Origin of the sequence: Streptomyces sp. BBFR25 (assembly GCF_044590125.1) — a bacterium.
Taxonomy (GTDB): Bacteria; Actinomycetota; Actinomycetes; order Streptomycetales; family Streptomycetaceae; genus Streptomyces; species Streptomyces canus_D.
This window is the reverse complement of sequence record NZ_CP172447.1, coordinates 4,003,540-4,020,230: the sequence shown is the minus strand read 5'-3', so window position 1 is coordinate 4,020,230 and position 16,691 is coordinate 4,003,540. Positions and strand designations below refer to the sequence as shown.

Annotated in this window: 16 protein-coding genes; 6 read left to right on the top strand and 10 right to left on the bottom strand. The window is 70.6% G+C overall.

All coding sequences use genetic code 11. The annotated features are described in order from the left end of the window. Positions 1-38: 38 nt before the first annotated feature. The gene (locus ACGH52_RS18240) at positions 39-347 is read right to left on the bottom strand and encodes a membrane protein (protein ID WP_003974839.1); all 309 of its coding nucleotides are present in this window, start codon (positions 345-347) and stop codon (positions 39-41) included. 368 nt (positions 348-715) lie between these two features. Between ACGH52_RS18240 and tgdA the strand changes: the two genes are divergently transcribed. After that, positions 716-1,735: a transglycosylase TgdA gene (tgdA, locus tag ACGH52_RS18235; RefSeq protein ID WP_399940684.1), complete on the top strand. Its 1,020-nt coding sequence runs from the start codon at positions 716-718 to the stop codon at positions 1,733-1,735. Between the two features lie 206 nt (positions 1,736-1,941). Beyond that, positions 1,942-2,658, top strand: coding sequence for a phosphatase PAP2 family protein (locus ACGH52_RS18230; protein ID WP_121700722.1), 717 nt, complete (start codon positions 1,942-1,944; stop codon positions 2,656-2,658). Between the two features lie 7 nt (positions 2,659-2,665). On the opposite strand, the gene ACGH52_RS18225 is transcribed toward ACGH52_RS18230, so the two are convergent. After that, complete coding sequence (locus ACGH52_RS18225; protein WP_399940680.1) at positions 2,666-4,258, bottom strand: FAD-binding oxidoreductase; 1,593 nt, start codon at positions 4,256-4,258, stop codon at positions 2,666-2,668. 461 nt (positions 4,259-4,719) lie between these two features. Between ACGH52_RS18225 and ACGH52_RS18220 the strand changes: the two genes are divergently transcribed. Together ACGH52_RS18220 and ACGH52_RS18215 are read left to right on the top strand one after the other, a co-directional pair. Continuing rightward, positions 4,720-5,607, top strand: a complete 888-nt coding sequence (locus ACGH52_RS18220; RefSeq protein ID WP_210978089.1) for a hypothetical protein — start codon at positions 4,720-4,722, stop codon at positions 5,605-5,607. Positions 5,608-5,684: 77 nt separating this feature from the next. Continuing rightward, positions 5,685-5,849 carry a hypothetical protein gene (locus tag ACGH52_RS18215; protein WP_171987290.1) on the top strand — a complete coding sequence of 55 codons (165 nt, stop codon included), beginning with the start codon at positions 5,685-5,687 and terminating at the stop codon, positions 5,847-5,849. Here ACGH52_RS18215 and ACGH52_RS18210 read toward each other — a convergent pair. Further along, positions 5,835-6,224, bottom strand: coding sequence for a metal-sensitive transcriptional regulator (locus ACGH52_RS18210; RefSeq protein WP_076975403.1), 390 nt, complete (start codon positions 6,222-6,224; stop codon positions 5,835-5,837). The two genes, ACGH52_RS18215 and ACGH52_RS18210, sit on opposite strands and share 15 nt — an antisense overlap. Positions 6,225-6,430: 206 nt before the next feature. On the opposite strand from ACGH52_RS18210, the gene ACGH52_RS18205 reads away from it, so the two are divergent. Beyond that, complete coding sequence (locus ACGH52_RS18205) at positions 6,431-7,051, top strand: DUF47 domain-containing protein (protein WP_053133402.1); 621 nt, start codon at positions 6,431-6,433, stop codon at positions 7,049-7,051. A gap of 7 nt (positions 7,052-7,058) precedes the next feature. Further along, the gene (gene pitH / locus ACGH52_RS18200; protein ID WP_076975404.1) at positions 7,059-8,057 is read left to right on the top strand and encodes a low-affinity phosphate transporter PitH; all 999 of its coding nucleotides are present in this window, start codon (positions 7,059-7,061) and stop codon (positions 8,055-8,057) included. A 114-nt stretch (positions 8,058-8,171) separates the two neighbouring features. Here pitH and pstB read toward each other — a convergent pair whose 3' ends face one another. The 7 genes from pstB to ACGH52_RS18165 all read right to left on the bottom strand — a co-directional run bounded on the left by pstB (position 8,172) and on the right by ACGH52_RS18165 (position 16,529). Next, positions 8,172-8,948 carry a phosphate ABC transporter ATP-binding protein PstB gene (gene pstB / locus ACGH52_RS18195; RefSeq protein WP_003974830.1) on the bottom strand — a complete coding sequence of 259 codons (777 nt, stop codon included), beginning with the start codon at positions 8,946-8,948 and terminating at the stop codon, positions 8,172-8,174. Positions 8,949-9,039: 91 nt separating this feature from the next. Next, the gene (pstA, locus tag ACGH52_RS18190; protein WP_210978076.1) at positions 9,040-10,095 is read right to left on the bottom strand and encodes a phosphate ABC transporter permease PstA; all 1,056 of its coding nucleotides are present in this window, start codon (positions 10,093-10,095) and stop codon (positions 9,040-9,042) included. Next, positions 10,092-11,102, bottom strand: coding sequence for a phosphate ABC transporter permease subunit PstC (gene pstC, locus ACGH52_RS18185; protein WP_121701696.1), 1,011 nt, complete (start codon positions 11,100-11,102; stop codon positions 10,092-10,094). The genes pstA and pstC overlap by 4 nt, the downstream gene beginning before the upstream one ends. Before the next feature lie 124 nt (positions 11,103-11,226). Beyond that, the gene (pstS, locus tag ACGH52_RS18180; RefSeq protein WP_210978077.1) at positions 11,227-12,354 is read right to left on the bottom strand and encodes a phosphate ABC transporter substrate-binding protein PstS; all 1,128 of its coding nucleotides are present in this window, start codon (positions 12,352-12,354) and stop codon (positions 11,227-11,229) included. Positions 12,355-12,554: 200 nt separating this feature from the next. Next, entirely contained in the window at positions 12,555-12,995 is a 441-nt protein-coding gene (locus ACGH52_RS18175) for an NUDIX hydrolase (protein ID WP_399940674.1), read from the bottom strand. Positions 12,996-13,030: 35 nt separating this feature from the next. Then, positions 13,031-14,308 carry a CHAD domain-containing protein gene (locus tag ACGH52_RS18170; RefSeq protein WP_399940671.1) on the bottom strand — a complete coding sequence of 426 codons (1,278 nt, stop codon included), beginning with the start codon at positions 14,306-14,308 and terminating at the stop codon, positions 13,031-13,033. Next, a complete protein-coding gene (locus tag ACGH52_RS18165; protein WP_171987297.1) occupies positions 14,289-16,529 on the bottom strand; it encodes an RNA degradosome polyphosphate kinase in 2,241 nt (746 codons plus the stop codon). The genes ACGH52_RS18170 and ACGH52_RS18165 overlap by 20 nt, the downstream gene beginning before the upstream one ends. Positions 16,530-16,691 lie beyond the last annotated feature (162 nt).

Here is a 16,691-nt window from a genome sequence, read left to right as displayed (position 1 = left end):
CGGGTGGGGTGGAGGGGGAGGAATGGTTGCGTGCCGGGCTACACGGCCATCCCGTACACGATGGTGAAGAGGGTGCCGAGCGAGCCGATGATGAACACGCCCGTCAGCCCGGCGATGATGAGGCCCTTGCCCTGCTCGGCGCTGAAGGTGTCCCGCAGGGCCGTGGCACCGATGCGCTGCTTGGCGGCACCCCAGATGGCGATGCCGAGACAGAGCAGAATGGCGACGGCCATGACGACCTGGACCATCGTCTTGGCCTCGGTCCCCAGCGCGCCGAAGGGGCCCCAGTCCGGAGCGATCCCCCCGATGATGGTGTTGATGTCTCCCTCGTCGGCCGCAAAGAGCATGTAAGTCACCGCCCCTGTTGGGTAGTTCCGCATCCTCTGCGGGCATGCAGAGGTCAAGCCTCATTGTCGCCGACAATCACGCCGTCGCATGTCGACTTGGCGTCATTGATTGGCGGGTTTCGTACGAATAGCTTGCCACCGGTCCGCGCCGGGCCCTGCCGGGTGGTGCGGACCGGTGTGTAAAGAGTCGTATGGTCACTCTGTGTATCACGTGAGGTTACGCCGGGCAATGATGCGGGGCGCAACCTGTTACGTGGTTGCGTCGTTGAACCCTTCTGCGACGGGACCGGATCAGTCCGCTTTCACGGTGTGTGACTGACTTTCAGGTAGTCCGACATGGCCGGGAAACGTCACTGAACCGCGCGCCCATGGGGGATGGTTGGACCATGCGCAAGATGTGGGTCGGTGCCGGTGTCGCGGTTGCCCTGGGGATGGGCTTCGTGATGCTGCTCGTCGTGGGTGTGTACCTCGTCGCGGGGAACCCGACCGGCGGTGCGGGCGGCGGGGCCAAGAAGCTCGCCAAGGGGAGCGTGCCCGCGGCGTACCAGCCGATCGTGCAGAAATGGGGCAATCACTGTCCCGCCATCAACCCCGCGCTGCTCGCCGCGCAGTTGTACCAGGAGAGCGGGTTCAACCCGAAGGCGCGGAGCGCGGCGGCGGCGCAGGGGATAGCGCAGTTCATCCCCGGGACGTGGGCCACCCACGGCATCGACGGCGACGGGGACGGGGACCGGGACGTGTGGGACCCGGCGGACGCGATTCCGTCGGCGGCGTCGTACGACTGCTCCCTCGCCTCGTACGTGAAGGACGTGCCCGGCGATCCCACCGAGAACATGCTGGCCGCCTACAACGCGGGGGCCTACGCGGTGATCAAGTACCAGGGTGTGCCGCCGTACAAGGAGACGCAGAACTACGTCAAAGTGATCACGACCCTGGAGAAGAGCTTCGCCGCGCCCACCACCCGGGTCGATCCGTCCGAGCAGGCCGCCGGGGCCATCGCCTACGCGCAGAAGAAGCTCGGGACGCTGTATCTGTGGGGTGGGAACGGGACGCCCGAGCAGGGCGGGCGGTTCGACTGTTCGGGGCTGACCAAGGCGGCGTACGAGAGTGTGGGGATCAAGCTGCCGCGGGTCGCCAACGACCAGTACAACGCGGGGCCCCATCCGGGGCGGGACGAACTGCTGCCGGGGGACCTGGTGTTCTTCTCGGACGACCTCACCAACTCGCGGGCCATCCGGCACGTGGGGATCTACGTGGGCGGCGGGTACATGATCGACGCGCCGCGGACGGGCGCCGTGATCCGGTTCGACCCGATCGACACCCCCGACTACTTCGGGGCTACCCGGGTGACCGAGGATGGCGCGAAAGCGCTGCCCACCACGGTGTGAATGCAAGGGTGTGGACTCAGCGTGAAACCCTGCCCTGAGCTGCGGCGACGTGTTTCTCTTCGATAACGTCTGCGTGATCATTCAGTGGAGTGTGGAACGTATCAACGGGGGACGTGCGTTCCTGTTGACGTACAGCTGACCACGGGGGTGGCAGAAGAGGCGCGCGTTCGGTGCGCCGGAGGACATGACGAAGGGGCCGCAGCACCATGGCTGGACTCGCCGAATCCGGGTCGAACCCCGACGTCGAGCTGCTCTACGACATCAACGGCCTGGCCAAGGACGCGCCGCACTGGTTCGACCGGGTCATGGAGTTCGTCGGTGAGTACGGACTGCTGTTCGCGATCGTGCTGCTGGTGCTGTGGTGCTGGTGGGGTGTACGGCGGCGGGGTGGCGAGGACGCGGCCTCGAACGTGGCCGCTCTGGTCTGGGCGCCGCTCGCGGCCGGGGTCGCGGTACTCGTCAATGTGCCGATACGGGGGTTCGTGGAGCGGCCCAGGCCCTTCAAGTCCCACGACGGGCTCGAAGTGCTCGTGGAGGGGAAGAACGACTTCTCCTTCGTGAGCGACCACGCCACGCTCTGCATGGCCCTGGCGGTCGGACTGTTCGTCGCCAACCGGAAGTTCGGCATCGCCGCGATCGTGCTGGCCCTCTTCGGCGGCTTCGCCCGGGTCTACATGGGCGTGCACTACCCGACGGACGTCGTGGGCGGCTTCGCGCTCGGTACGGCGGTCGCGCTGCTGCTGTCGCCGGTCGCCATGGCCCTGCTGACGCCGCTCACCCGGGCCGTCGAGCGTTCGCCCCGGGTGGGGTGGCTGGTCAGCGCGCGAGGACGGGCGGGTGCCGCCGGGCGCGGCGCCCTGATTCCGGGCGCGCGGAAGGAAAGCGCCTCCGAGGCGTCGGACGAGCGGGACCTCGCCGCCTGACGCGCACTCACAGCGCCTGGGGATAGGTGAAGACGCGGTCCGGGTCGTACTGGTGCTTCAGACGCGCCAGGCGCGGGGCCGCGTCTCCGTAGTAGGCCTTCCGCCAGTCCTTCAGGGTCGGGTCCGGGTAGTTCTGGTAGGCGGCGCCCGAGGCGTACGGGCGCATCGCCGCGTGGGTGGATTTCAGCCACGACTGAGCCGCCGTGCCGCTCGTGCCCGGCCGCCACGAGGCGATGTACTGGGCCAGCGTCCGGGAGCGCCGGTGCACGAACGCGGTGGCCGTCGGGGAGACGCGGTTCACCGCGCCGCCGAGTGCCGTGAACGCGATGCTGCCGGCGCCGCCGCGCACCGGGGTCAGGCGGGAGAGCAGGGTCTTGATCCCGGCCGGCGGGACGGGGCGGTCGAAGAAGTCCGAGCGGGCCGCGTACGTCTCGCGGCCGAGCGAGCCCTCCGGGGAGTGGCCGGGGACGGAGCCCGGGAGGTGGCAGCGGGCGTCGGCCGAGAACGACGAGCAGCCCGCGTACATCTCCATCGACTCCTCGTACGTGCGGCGCTTGAGGGAGACGTGGCTCGCGGATGATCCGACGCGGTCGGCGAGGCGGTCCACGGCGTTCTGGAGTTCGCCGTGGGTGCCGAGGGAGAAGGCGGCCACCGAGACCGTGGGGGTGCGGCCGGGGGCGGTGGCCAGGTGGAGGGAGGACCAGATCTCGTCGGGCTGGTCCGGGCCCCACTCCTGCCAGGCGCGGACGACCGCGGCGGCCTTCCGCCAGGGCCAGGTGAGGTACGCCGACACGGCCCTCGGTGCGGGGTGGGTGCGGAAGTGGAACTCCGTGACGATGCCGAAGTTGCCGTTGCCCGCGCCGCGCAGGGCCCAGAAGAGGTCCTTGTGGTCGCCTGTCGGGTCGGCGGTGATCTGCTTGCCGTCCGCCGTGATCAGCGTGGCCCGGGTGAGGCTGTCGCAGGTCAGGCCGTAGGCGCGGGAGACGACGCCGTGGCCGCCGCCGAGGGTGAGGCCGGAGATGCCGACGGTGGGGCAGGAGCCGGCCGGGACGGTCACGCCCTTCGCGGCGAGGGCGCGGTAGACGTCGATCAGCTTGGCACCGGCGCCGACGACCGCCTCGCCGGCGGAGGCGCGGACGCGGTTCAGCTTCGAGACGTCGATGATCAGGCGGCCGTCGCCGGAGGACCAGCCGGCGTAGGAGTGGCCGCCGTTGCGGATCGCGACGGGGATGTGGTGGGCGCGGGCGTAGGAGAGGGCGGTGCGGATGTCGTCGGGGTGGGCGGCGTAGGCGACGGCGGTGGGTTTCAGGGTGTCGAAGCGGGTGTTGTAGAGCTGGTGGGCGGTTTTCCAGGTGCGGTCGCCCGGGCGGATCAGTTGGCCGTCCAGGGAGTTGGCGAGGGCGGTCCAGGTGGCGGGGGCCTTGGGGGTGGGGGCGGGGGTGGGGCCTTTGCCGGTGCGGGTTCTTGTGGTCGTGGTCGTCGTCGCGGGGGCGGTGCCTTTGGAGTCGGGGCCTGTGGGCTGGTCCTTGCCTGTGCAGGCGGTGGTGGTTGCCGCCAGGGCGGTGGCTGTGGTGGTGGTGAGGAATGTGCGCCGGTGCATGTCGCCTCCGCGTCCCGTGGGGGGTCGTGGAGGGAGACGGGGGTGTGGGGGGTGGGGTTCCCTGGGGGGCGGTGGGTGTACTGGTGTGCGGCGTCGGTGGCGGCCGGGGGTGGGGGCGCTGTCCGGCGCTGGCCGGGTGCCGCTGCGCCCACCCGTGCCGCCCCAGCGGCACGACTGCCCGCAGCTCTGGCGGCTATCGCGTGGTCGGGGCGTGGGTTTGGGCGTCCGTGCGGGCCTGGCTTCTGGCTCTGCGGGCCGGGCCTCGCCAGCCGCAGGTGCAGCGGGCCAGGCAGAAGGGGCCCTGTTCGACCGTTGTCGTGAGGTGTTCCGGGGCGTCCCCGGGGGCTTCGAGACCGTCCTGCTGCGCCACGCCCACAACGTTACCGGGGTCGCCTGCCCCTCGTTAAGCGGGACGGCAGGGGGTCCGGAACGGGCGTGACGGCTTGGGATAGCAGGTGGCGATGGTCGGGCGGGAGCGGGAGCTGCGGAGTAGGAGGCCGGGCGGCGGTCTCGCCCTCGCCGGCGGTGCGGTCTGCGTCTGTCTGGCGGTTGCCGGATGTTCCGCGCAGGGGGCCGCGGTCCAGGGAGCGGACGGCGGTGATCCGGTCGCCGTGCTGCACCGGGCCGCCGACCGGCTGGTGGCCGCCGGGAGCGCCAAGACGCGTACCGCGATGCAGATGGCCAGCGGCGGGACGCGGGTGACCATCCGGGGCGAGGGCGTGTACGACTTCGAGGAGCGGCTCGGGCAGCTGAAGGTGCGGCTGCCGCAGGACCCGGCGGGGGCGAGCGAGCACCGCCCGATCACGGAACTGCTGGCCCCTGGGGCCCTGTTCATGAAGAACCGGGGCGCCGGTGTCCCCGACGACAAGTGGGTGCGGGTGGAGACCGCCTCGCTGTCCGACGGGAACCTGGTGACCGGCGGGGCGACGGATCCGTTCGCCGCCGCCGAGGTGCTGCGCGGGACCCGGACGGCGAGGTTCGTGGAGCGCACGGAACTGGCCGGGACCGAGGTGCGGCACTACCGGGGGACCGCCGATCTCGCGTGGGCGGCACGCGGTGCCTCGGAGGGCAACAAGAAGGCGCTGGCCGCGGCGGCCGAGGGGTTCGCCACCGCCGAGGTGCCCTTCGACGCCTACCTCGACGACGAGGGCCGTATCCGCAAGGTCCGGCACCGCTTCAGCTTCTCCAACGGGCAGGAGGGCGGCACCGGCATCGTGGACGTCGCCTCGACGACGCTGCTCTACGATTTCGGCGCCGCCGTCCGCGTACGGCTGCCCGAGGAGCGGGACATCTACGCCGGCAAGATCGCCGCGGAGCCGGGCGACACGGCGGTGGACGGCAAGAACTAGCCCTTCCGTGCCATGCGCGGTGTGTAGGCCGCTCCCTACTCTAGGAAGTCGGTGACGGCAGAGACGAGGTGACGCGTGTGGCTCCGGTCGGCGGTACGGCGGTTCAGGACCACGTGGCCCTCGCCGAGATCGAGCTGTGCGGCGAGCTGATCATCGCGGCGTCGGCCGCCCGGGAGCGGCTCAGCCTGGAGAGCATCGACGAGGTGCTGCGCGTGGCCGAGGAGCGATCACGTACGCAGTAGGCGGCCGATGGCCTTCGTCGCCTCTTCCACCTTCGCGTCGATCTCGGTGCCGCCCTTGAGGGCCGCGTCGGCGACGCAGTGGCGCAGGTGCTCCTCCAGAAGTTGCAGCGCGAAGGACTGCAGGGCCTTGGTGGAGGCGGAGACCTGGGTCAGTATGTCGATGCAGTAGACGTCCTCGTCGACCATCCGCTGCAGGCCGCGGATCTGGCCCTCGATGCGGCGCAGGCGCTTGAGGTGCTCGTCCTTCTGCTTGTGGTAGCCGTGCACGCCGCGGTCGTGGTCGGTCACGATGTCCGTGCCGTCCGTCTCCACCTGGTCCACCGCCCGGTCCACGGCGGAGGAGGGCGCACCCGCGCCGGCCTCGGTGGTCGTCATCGCGTCCTCCTATAGCGGACATATACCCCTGGTGGGTATATGGTAACGAACTTTCCCGGGTAGGGGGCCCTTGCCGGAGCGCCGACGTCGCCCCCCTGCTCATCACTCTGCCTGATGGGCGACACTGGGGGACGGCCCGTTAGCAGTGGCCGGATGATGCGCCTAGCATCAGCCTGACCGAAACCGATGCACCCCGAGGACCCCACGTGCGCTTTCGTCTGACCCCCAGGGAGACGAGCTTCTACGACATGTTCGCCGCCTCCGCGGACAACATCGTCACGGGCTCCAAGCTCCTGATGGAACTGCTCGGGGCGGACGCATCCGCCCGGGCCGAGATCGCAGAGCGTATGCGGGCCGCCGAACACGCGGGTGACGACGCCACGCACGCGATCTTCCACCAGTTGAACTCCTCGTTCATCACGCCCTTCGACCGCGAGGACATCTACAACCTCGCCTCCTCCCTCGACGACATCATGGACTTCATGGAGGAGGCCGTCGACCTGGTCGTCCTCTACAACGTCGAGGAGCTGCCCAAGGGCGTCGACCAGCAGATCGAGGTGCTGGCGCGGGCGGCCGAGCTGACCGCCGAGGCCATGCCGAACCTGCGCACCATGGACAACCTCACCGAGTACTGGATCGAGGTCAACCGGCTGGAGAACCAGGCCGACCAGGTCCACCGCAAGCTGCTCGCCCACCTCTTCAACGGCAAGTACGAGGCCATCGAGGTGCTGAAGCTGAAGCAGATCGTGGACGTGCTGGAGGAAGCGGCCGACGCGTTCGAGCACGTGGCCAACACGGTGGAGACCATCGCGGTCAAGGAGTCCTGACCTCTTCATGGACACCTTCGCTCTGGTCGTGACCATCGGGGTCGCGCTCTTCTTCACCTACACCAACGGCTTCCACGATTCGGCCAACGCGATCGCCACCTCCGTGTCGACGCGCGCGCTGACGCCGCGGGCGGCGCTCGCCATGGCGGCGGTCATGAACCTGGCAGGCGCGTTCATGGGGTCCGGGGTCGCCAAGACCGTGAGTGAGGGGGTCATCGAGACCCCCGAGGGTTCGAAGGGGATGGGGATCCTCTTCGCGGCGCTCGTGGGCGCCATCGTCTGGAACCTCATCACCTGGTACTTCGGGCTTCCCTCGTCGTCGTCGCACGCGCTGTTCGGCGGCATGGTCGGCGCGGCGCTGGCCGGGAGCACCACCGTGTACTGGCACGGGGTCGTCGACAAGATCGTCATCCCCATGTTCGTGTCGCCGGTGATCGGTCTGGTCGCCGGTTACCTGGTGATGACCGCGATCATGTGGATCTTCCGGCGGGCCAATCCGCACAAGGCGAAGCGCGGCTTCCGCATCGCGCAGACGGTGTCGGCGGCGGGCATGGCGCTGGGGCACGGTCTGCAGGACGCGCAGAAGACGATGGGCATCGTGGTGATGGCGCTGGTCATCGCTGACGTCGAGGACTACGGCGACCCGATCCCGGTGTGGGTGAAGCTCGCCTGTGCGCTGATGCTGTCGCTCGGGACGTACGCGGGTGGCTGGCGGATCATGCGGACGCTGGGGCGGAAGATCATCGAGCTGGACCCGCCGCAGGGGTTCGCCGCGGAGACGACGGGTGCGTCGATCATGTTCGGGTCGGCGTTCATCTTCCACGCGCCGATCTCCACGACGCACGTGATCACCTCGGCGATCATGGGTGTGGGCGCCACGAAGCGGGTCAACGCCGTGCGGTGGGGGGTCGCGAAGAACATCATCATGGGGTGGTTCATCACGATGCCGGCCGCGGCGGTGGTGGCCGCGGTGTCGTTCTGGATCGTGAACCTGGCGTTCCTGTAGCGGCGCCCCCGTACGGCGATGGGCCCGCCCCCGGAATCCGGGGGCGGGCCCTTGTGCTCCTCGCGGTGGCACCGCCATGCAGCACCGCGAGGGGTTCGGTGGGGCGGGGCCGGTCTAGCCGAAGCGGCCGGAGATGTAGTCCTCCGTGGCCTGGACCGACGGGTTGGAGAAGATGCGCTCCGTCTCGTCGATCTCGATCAGCTTGCCGGGCTGCCCGACCGCCGCCAGGTTGAAGAACGCCGTACGGTCCGAGACGCGGGCCGCCTGCTGCATGTTGTGCGTCACGATGACGATCGTGAAGCGCTCCTTCAGCTCGCCGATCAGGTCCTCGATCGCCAGGGTGGAGATCGGGTCCAGGGCGGAGCAGGGCTCGTCCATGAGCAGGACGTTCGGCTCGACCGCGATCGCCCGCGCGATGCACAGGCGCTGCTGCTGGCCGCCGGAGAGGCCGGAGCCCGGCTTGTTCAGGCGGTCCTTGACCTCGTTCCAGAGGTTGGCGCCGCGCAGCGACTTCTCGACGACGTCGTCCAGCTGGGACTTCTTGTACTTGCCGTTCAGGCGCAGGCCCGCCGCCACGTTGTCGTAGACCGACATCGTCGGGAACGGGTTCGGGCGCTGGAAGACCATGCCGACCTCGCGGCGCACGGCCACCGGGTCGATGCCCGCGCCGTAGAGGTTCTCGTCGTCGAGCATCACCTTGCCGTCGACGCGGCCGCCCGGGGTGACCTCGTGCATGCGGTTGAGCGTGCGCAGGAAGGTGGACTTGCCGCAGCCGGAGGGGCCGATGAAGGCCGTCACGGAGCGGGGCTCGACGGTCATCGAGATGTCCTCGATGGCCAGGAAGGAGCCGTAGTAGGCGTTGAGGCCGCTGACATCTATGCGCTTGGCCATGGGTATCACTGCTTCTTTCGGGGTCCGGTCGCGGACTGTGCTTCTATGGGTCGCGTCAGCGACCGGCCGCGCGGCGGTAGCCGCACCAATGTCACCGCGGGGCCTTCCAGCGGGCGATGCCGCGGGCCGCGAGGTTGAGGATCATGATGAAGGCGATCAGCGTCAGGGCCGCCGCCCAGGCACGGTCGTAGGCCGCGTCGGAGCCCGCTCCGTACTGCAGGTAGATGTACATCGGCAGCGACTCCTGCGGGTCCTGGAAGGGATTCGCGTTGATGAAGTCGGTGCCCCAGACCAGCAGCAGCACGGGGGCCGTCTCGCCGGTGATGCGGGCGACGGCCAGCATGACGCCGGTGACGATGCCGCCGATCGAGGTCGGCAGGACCACCTTGATGATCGTGCGCCACTTGGGCACGCCCAGGGCGAGGGAGGCCTCGCGCAGCTCGTTCGGGACGAGCTTGAGCATCTCCTCGGTGGAGCGGACGACCACGGGGATCATCAGGATGCACAGGGCGAACGAGCCGGCCACGCCGGACGGGCCCATGTCCAGGATCAGGACCCAGAGGCTGAGCACGAACAGACCGGCGACGATGGACGGGATGCCCGTCATGACGTCCACGAAGAAGGTGACGGCCTTGGCGAGCCGGCCGCGGCCGTACTCGACCAGGTAGATCGCGGTGAGCACACCGATCGGCACGGAGATCAGGGTGGCGAGGCCGACCTGCTCCAGGGTGCCGAGGATGGCGTGGTAGATACCGCCGCCGGGCTCCGCGTCGCCGACCACGCCCATCGAGTGGGTCAGGAAGTAGCCGTCGAGGACCTTCACGCCCTGCTTCACGGTCTCCCAGATCAGGGAGACCAGCGGGATCAGGGCCAGCAGGAAGGCGACCCAGACCATGCTGGTCGCGACCCGGTCCTTGGCCTGCCGGCCGCCCTCGACGCGCGCCGAGATGCCGTAGGAGCCGCCCACGAAGAGGACCGCGGCGATCAGGGCCCACTGGATGCTGCTGTTCAGCCCGGCGGCGGCGCTGATGCCGAGGCCGAGGAGGACCGAGCCGGCCGCGACCGCCCAGGGGAACCACTTGGGCAGGGTGGCGGCGCGCAGGGAGCTGCGGTTCTTGGGGGCGGGGGTCAGGGTTGCGTTGCTCATGCGTTGGCCCCCGAGTACTCCTTGCGGCGGGCGATGATCATGCGGGCACCGCCGTTGACCAGCAGGGTGATGACGAACAGGACGAGACCGGAGGCGATCAGCGCGTCACGGCCCATCTGGGTGGCCTCGTTGAACTTGCTGGCGATGTTCTGGGCGAAGGTGCCGCCGCCCGGGTCGAGCAGGCTCGGGGCGATGTCGAAGGTCGGGGAGAGCACCATGGCCACGGCCATCGTCTCGCCGAGCGCGCGCCCGAGGCCGAGCATCGAGGCGGAGATGACGCCGGAGCGGCCGAAGGGGAGCACCGACATCCGGATGACCTCCCAACGCGTGGCGCCGAGGGCCAGGGCGGCCTCCTCGTGCATGCGCGGGACCTGCCGGAAGACCTCGCGGCTGACGTTGGTGATGATCGGCAGGATCATGATCGCGAGCAGGATGCCCACGGTGAACAGCGAGCGCCCCGCGCCGCCGTTCCACTCGAAGATCCCGGTCCAACCGAGGTACTCGTCCAGCCAGCCGTAGAGCCCGTTCAGGTGCGGCACCAGGACGAGGGCGCCCCACAGGCCGTAGACGATCGAGGGCACGGCGGCGAGCAGGTCGATCACGTAGCCGATCAGACCGCCCAGCTTGCGCGGCGCGTAGTGCGTGATGAACAGCGCGATGCCGACCGAGATCGGGACGGCGATGGCCATGGCGATGATCGACGACACCACGGTGCCGTAGGCCAGGACCGCGATGCCGAACTCCGGCGGGCTGCCGGTCGGGTTCCATTCGAAGCTGGTGAAGAAGTTCGCCTCGTCCTCGCCGATGGCGAGGACTGCGCGGTAGGTGAGGAAGGCCGCGATGGCGGCCATGATGACCAGCACGAGGATGCCGGACCCGCGGGAGAGCCCGACGAAGATCCGGTCGCCGGGGCGGGTGACGCCGCGGCCGGTGCGCGTGTTCTTGGCGGCGGGCGGCTGGGGTGTGCGGGAGGGGGCTGGCTTCTGGGTGTCCGTTGTTATGTCCATCGGGTTCTCCGGTCTGCGGAGCCGTCGTGGTCGGCGGCTCGGGCGGAGCCCGGTCGGGGCTCCTGGCGGCGGTGCACCGGACGGTGCGGTCCGGCCCCCCGTGGAGGACCGGACCGCACTCGGGTCAGCTCAGGCCCGAGATGTTCTCGCGGACCTTGGTGATGATCTCGGCGGGCATCGGGGCGTAGCCGGCGTCCGCCAGCAGGCCCTGGCCGTCCTCCGAGGCCATGTAGTTCAGGAAGGACTTGGTGGCGGGCAGGGTGTCCGCCTTGTTGCCCTTGTCGCAGGCGATCTCGTACGTCACCAGGACCAGCGGGTAGGCGCCGGCGGCGTCCGGGGTGTAGTCCAGCTCCAGCGCGAGGTCCTTGCCGGTGCCGACGATCTTGGCCGCGCCGATGGCGGCGGTGGCGTTCTCGACGGTGGCCTTGACCGGCTCGGCGGCCGCGGTCTTGACGTCGACGGTCTTGATGCCGTCCTTGGCGTAGGACAGCTCGAAGTACGAGATGGCGCCGGGCGTCTGCTTCACCTGGCCGGCCAGACCGGAGGAGCCCTGCGCGGACTGGCCGCCCTTGGCCTCCCAGGACTTGCCGCCCTCGTACTTCCAGTCGTCGGGCGCGGCGGCCTTCAGGTACTTGGTGAAGTTGTCCGTGGTGCCGGACTCGTCCGAGCGGTGGAAGGCCTGGATCTTCAGGTCCGGAAGCTTGGCGTCGGGGTTGAGCTTCTTGATCGCCGCGTCGTTCCAGTTGGTGATCTTGCTGTCGAAGATCTTGGCCATCGTCGAGGCGTCCAGGACGAGCGAGTCGACGCCCGTGACGTTGAAGCCGACCGCGATCGGGCCGCCCACCATCGGCAGGTCGATGGCCTGGCCGTCCTTGCAGACCTTCTTCGAGGCCTCGATCTCCTCCGGCTTCAGCGCGGAGTCCGAACCGGCGAACGCGGTCTGGCCCTGGGTGAAGGCGGTGATGCCCGCGCCGGAACCGGTCGGGTTGTAGTTGATCTGCACGCCGTTGCAGGCGGCGACGTACTGCTTGACCCAGGCGTCGATGGCGTTCTTCTGGGCGGAGGAGCCGGAGGCCTGGAGCTGGCCCTTGGCGTCGTCGCACTTGATGTTGCTGTTGGCGGAAGCGCTGGCGTCGCCGCCGCTGCTGTTGCCGCCGGTGTCGTCGGAGCCGCACGCCGTGAGGGCCAGGGCGCCGGAGACGGCGAGAGCACCGAGAGCGAGGGCCCGCCGGTTCATGCGCTGAAGCTTCACTTGAGGGAGTTCCTTCCAGGAGCCGCCGTCCTGAATTCGGCGGCGTGCGAGGAGTGGTAAGGCCGAAATTAGGCAGATGAGATGAAGGCGCCGAAGGGCGTAAATGAACGCGGGGTGAACCCCTGTGGACGGTGCGGTGAGGTCACGGAACGCTTACGTCAAGGACACGGGAGGATTCCGAGGTCCGGAGCAGGAGCGGTTCAGTGGCCGTTTCCGTCGGGGCGCGTCGCCAGCAGCGCGTCGACGAGGTCGCGGTCCCGGGGCTCGGTGAGGCGGGTACGGGCCGCGTCCGGGGCCAGCCACAGGATGCGGTCGACCTCGTCGGAGGGGGCGAAGGCACCGGCGCCCGCCGCCGCGGCCCAGTAGCGGACCTCCTTGGGGCGGCCGTTCGCGAGGTAGCGCACGGTGGGCAGCTCGGTACCCGGTTCGGCGGCGTACCCGGTCTCCTCGGCGACCTCGCGCAGGGCGCCCGCGAGCGGGTCCTCACCGGGCTTGAGCTTGCCCTTCGGGTGGGACCAGTCGTCGTACTTCGGGCGGTGCACGAGGCACAGTTCCACGCCGGGCGACCCGGTCCAGGGCGCCCGGCGCCACAGGACGCAGCCGGCTGCGCGGACCGTGGTGTCGTCGTCTGCGGGGCTCACGGCGCGTACGCCTCCCGTCGTCCTGCGGCCGTTCCCTACGGCAGCCTGATCGGTTCCTTGCGCCAGCTGTGCTGGAACGCGTACCGCGCCGCCTCCACCTCATGCCGCTGGTCGGCGTGGAGCACGCCGAGCGCGTACGCCGTCGCCGGGGCGATGCGCGGGGTACGGGCGGCCTGGGCGGCGGCCGCGGCGGCCTCGGCGGCGTCGCGGTGGCGGTTCAGGGCCTCGCCCGCGGCCAGGAGGCGCACGTCCACAGTGTCCTCGGCGGCACCGTCGGCCCCTGCGCCCCCGGCCTCCGCTCCGGCCAGCGCCTCCAGGGCGTAGCGGTGCAGGCGCAGCAGCAGGCGGACCTGGTGCCACGGGGCGTCCTGCGGGTGCGGGGCGGGGTCCGGGGAGAGCCCGTGGACCAGCGCCTCGGCGTTGTACGGACTGCCCGCGGTGACCAGCGGAAGGGCGGCCACGGCGTCGGTGAGGCGATCCCGCGCGGCGGTGGCCAGCGGGCGAAGGTCGACGGGCGCGGCGTCGGGCCCTGCGGCGGAAGCGGCCCCGCGGCCCGCGCTGCTCAGCGGGACCTCGCTGGCCAGTAAGGCGACCTTGTCGGCGACGGCGTGGAAGCGGCTGCTGCCCAGGCACTGGAGGGCGGCGGAGTGCGCCCGGGTGCGGGCCAGGGTCAGCTGCCGGTCGAGCAGCGCGCCCGCCTTGGCCGCGCCCACCGTGAGGTTGCCGCGGTTCGCGGACGCCGGGTGGGCGGCGGCGGGCACGGAGGGCGCGGTGGGCGCGGTGGGCGGCACGGCCGCGGTGACGGCGGCCCGGCCCACCGGCCGCGGGGCCGGGAACGCCGTGGAGCCGGAGAGCCGGTGCAGGGCCTGGAGCAGGCGTTCCAGCCGGGACGCGTAGGCGTGCTCCATCGCCAGCGTGCCGGACAGCCAGGCCAGTTCGGGGCGCAGCTCCTCCGCCCAGTCGGCGTCCAGCAGCGGCTGGAAGGTGTGCAGGGTGGCGCTGATGCGGCGGGCGGCGCGGCGCAGGGCGCGGGCCGCGTCCACGTCGTCCGCGGGCGGGGCCGCCCGGTCCGGGCCGCCGTGCGCACCCGGCGCCTCCGCGCCGGTTCCCGCTCCCGTCCCCGACTCCCGGTGCCGGCGCAGGGCGCGCAGGAACTCCGTGGCCTGGGCGCGCAGGTAGCCCACGAGCGCGTCGGTGTCCGCGCCGGCCCGCTGAGCCGTACCGGCGTCGCCGGGCGCGGCCGTGTTCGCGGGGTGCGGCGCCGGTGGGGCGGTCACCGCGGGCTGGGTCGGGTCAAGGTGTCGCTGTGCCACGCCGGCGCCTCCGGGCGTCTATGAGCATCTCCTGGACGTTGCGCAGGGGCTGGCCGTCCGCGTCGGTGGCGTGCCGGGTCCACTCGCCGTCCGGGCCGAGGTGCCAGGAGGCGGTGGCGTCCGACATGCCGTTCTCGAGGAGCCGGTTCAGGGCCGCCCGGTGGGCCGGGTCGGTGACCCGGACCAGGGCCTCTATCCGGCGGTCGAGGTTGCGGTGCATCATGTCGGCGCTGCCGAGCCACACCTCGGGCTCGCCGCCGTTGCCGAAGGCGAAGACCCGGGAGTGCTCCAGGAAGCGGCCGAGGACGGAGCGGACCCGGATGTTGTCCGACAGGCCCGGCACCCCCGGGCGCAGCGCGCAGATGCCGCGCACCCACACGTCGACCGGCACTCCGGCCTGGGACGCCCGGTAGCAGGCGTCGACCACGGCCTCGTCGACCATCGAGTTGACCTTGATGCGGACGTGGGCGGGGCGGCCGGCGCGGTGGTGCTGGATCTCCTTGTGGATGCGCGAGACCAGGCCGTCGCGCAGCGACTTGGGCGCGACCAGCAGACGGCGGTAGGTCTCGCGCCGCGAGTAGCCGGAGAGGCGGTTGAACAGGTCGGAGAGGTCCGCGCCGACCTGCGGGTCCGAGGTGAGCAGGCCCAGGTCCTCGTAGAGGCGGGCGGTCTTCGGGTGGTAGTTGCCGGTGCCGACGTGGCTGTAGCGGCGCAGCGTCTCGCCCTCCTGGCGGACGACCAGGGAGAGCTTGCAGTGGGTCTTCAGGCCCACCAGGCCGTAGACGACGTGGCAGCCGGCCTCCTCCAGCTTGCGGGCCCACTTGATGTTGGCGGACTCGTCGAAGCGGGCCTTGATCTCGACCAGGACCAGGACCTGCTTGCCGGACTCGGCCGCCTCGATGAGGGCGTCGACTATGGGGGAGTCGCCGGACGTCCGGTACAGCGTCTGCTTGATCGCCAGGACGTCGGGGTCGGTGGCGGCCTGCTCCAGGAACGCCTGCACGGAGGTGGAGAAGGAGTCGTACGGGTGGTGGAGCAGGACGTCCTTGGTGCGCAGGGCGGCGAAGATGTCCGGCGCGGACGCCGACTCCACCTCGGCCAGGTCGCGGTGGGTGCCGGCGATGAACTTCGGGTACTTCAGCTCGGGCCGGTCGATGCTGTGGATGCGGAAGAGGCCGGTGAGGTCCAGCGGGCCGGGCAGCGGGTAGACCTCCGCCTCGCCGATCTTCAGCTCGCGCACCAGGAGGTCCAGGACCTCGCGGTCGACGGACTCCTCGACCTCCAGGCGGACGGGCGGGCCCAGGCGCCGCCGCATCAGCTCCTTCTCCAGGGCCTGGAGGAGGTTCTCCGTGTCGTCCTCCTCCACCTCCAGGTCCTCGTTGCGGGTGAGGCGGAAGGTGTGGTGCTCCAGGACCTCCATGCCCGGGAACAGCTCCTCCAGGTGGGCGGCGATCACGTCCTCGACGGGGACGTAGCGGCCCGGGGAGGCCTCCAGGAAGCGGGAGAGCAGCGGCGGGACCTTGACGCGGGCGAAGTGGCGATGGCCCGTGACGGGGTTGCGGACGACGACCGCGAGGTTGAGGGAGAGGCCCGAGATGTACGGGAAGGGGTGGGCCGGGTCGACCGCGAGGGGGGTGAGGACCGGGAAGATCCGGTGCCGGAAGAGGGTGAACAGGCGGGCCTGCTCCTTCTCGGCCAGCTCGCTCCAGCGGACCAGGTGGATGCCCTCCTCGGCGAGCGCCGGGGCGACGTCCTCGTGGAAGCAGGCGGCGTGCCGGGCCATCAGCTCGCGGGAGCGGGCCCAGATCATGTCCAGCACCTCCCGGGGCTGGAGGCCGGAGGCGGAGCGGGTGGCGACACCGGTCGCGATGCGGCGCTTGAGGCCGGCGACGCGGACCATGAAGAACTCGTCCAGGTTGCTGGCGAAGATCGCGAGGAAGTTGGCCCGCTCCAGCAGGGGCGTGCTCGGGTCCTCGGCGAGTTCGAGCACACGTTCGTTGAACGCGAGCCAGCTGCGTTCGCGGTCCAGGAAGCGGCCCTGCGGGAGCCGGGCGCCGCCGTCCTGGGACTGCTCGGACTCCTCGTACGCGTCGAGGTCGGCGTCGATGTCCGGCTCCAGGCCGGAGACGGTGGCGGCCACGGTGTGCGCGCGGTGCGCCGCGATGGAGCCCACGGAGGGCTGCGTGTGCTGGACCTCTGCCTGGCTGTTCGGCTGCCTCATGAACCCATTCTTCCGCGCCGCGCGCGAGTCAGGCGCGTCGGAGGGCCCACAGGGCCCGGAAGGGTGCGGCTCGGTCGGCTTCATTCGGCGAGCCTCGCAAGGCTGTCTGAATCGATGGTTACGGGGACATGACGTGCGGGATAGCGGCGGGCCTCCGAAAGG

Coding starts and splice junctions, on each gene's coding strand:
- tgdA (WP_399940684.1), top strand. CDS start 716: ATGGGGGATGGTTGGACCATGCGCAAGATGTGGGTCGGTGCCGGTGTC.
- pstA (WP_210978076.1), bottom strand. CDS start 10,095: ATGAGCAACGCAACCCTGACCCCCGCCCCCAAGAACCGCAGCTCCCTG.
- pstC (WP_121701696.1), bottom strand. CDS start 11,102: ATGGACATAACAACGGACACCCAGAAGCCAGCCCCCTCCCGCACACCC.
- ACGH52_RS18220 (WP_210978089.1), top strand. CDS start 4,720: ATGGTCGGGCGGGAGCGGGAGCTGCGGAGTAGGAGGCCGGGCGGCGGT.
- pstB (WP_003974830.1), bottom strand. CDS start 8,948: ATGGCCAAGCGCATAGATGTCAGCGGCCTCAACGCCTACTACGGCTCC.
- ACGH52_RS18165 (WP_171987297.1), bottom strand. CDS start 16,529: ATGAGGCAGCCGAACAGCCAGGCAGAGGTCCAGCACACGCAGCCCTCC.
- ACGH52_RS18240 (WP_003974839.1), bottom strand. CDS start 347: ATGCTCTTTGCGGCCGACGAGGGAGACATCAACACCATCATCGGGGGG.
- pitH (WP_076975404.1), top strand. CDS start 7,059: ATGGACACCTTCGCTCTGGTCGTGACCATCGGGGTCGCGCTCTTCTTC.
- ACGH52_RS18225 (WP_399940680.1), bottom strand. CDS start 4,258: ATGCACCGGCGCACATTCCTCACCACCACCACAGCCACCGCCCTGGCG.
- ACGH52_RS18210 (WP_076975403.1), bottom strand. CDS start 6,224: ATGACGACCACCGAGGCCGGCGCGGGTGCGCCCTCCTCCGCCGTGGAC.
- ACGH52_RS18230 (WP_121700722.1), top strand. CDS start 1,942: ATGGCTGGACTCGCCGAATCCGGGTCGAACCCCGACGTCGAGCTGCTC.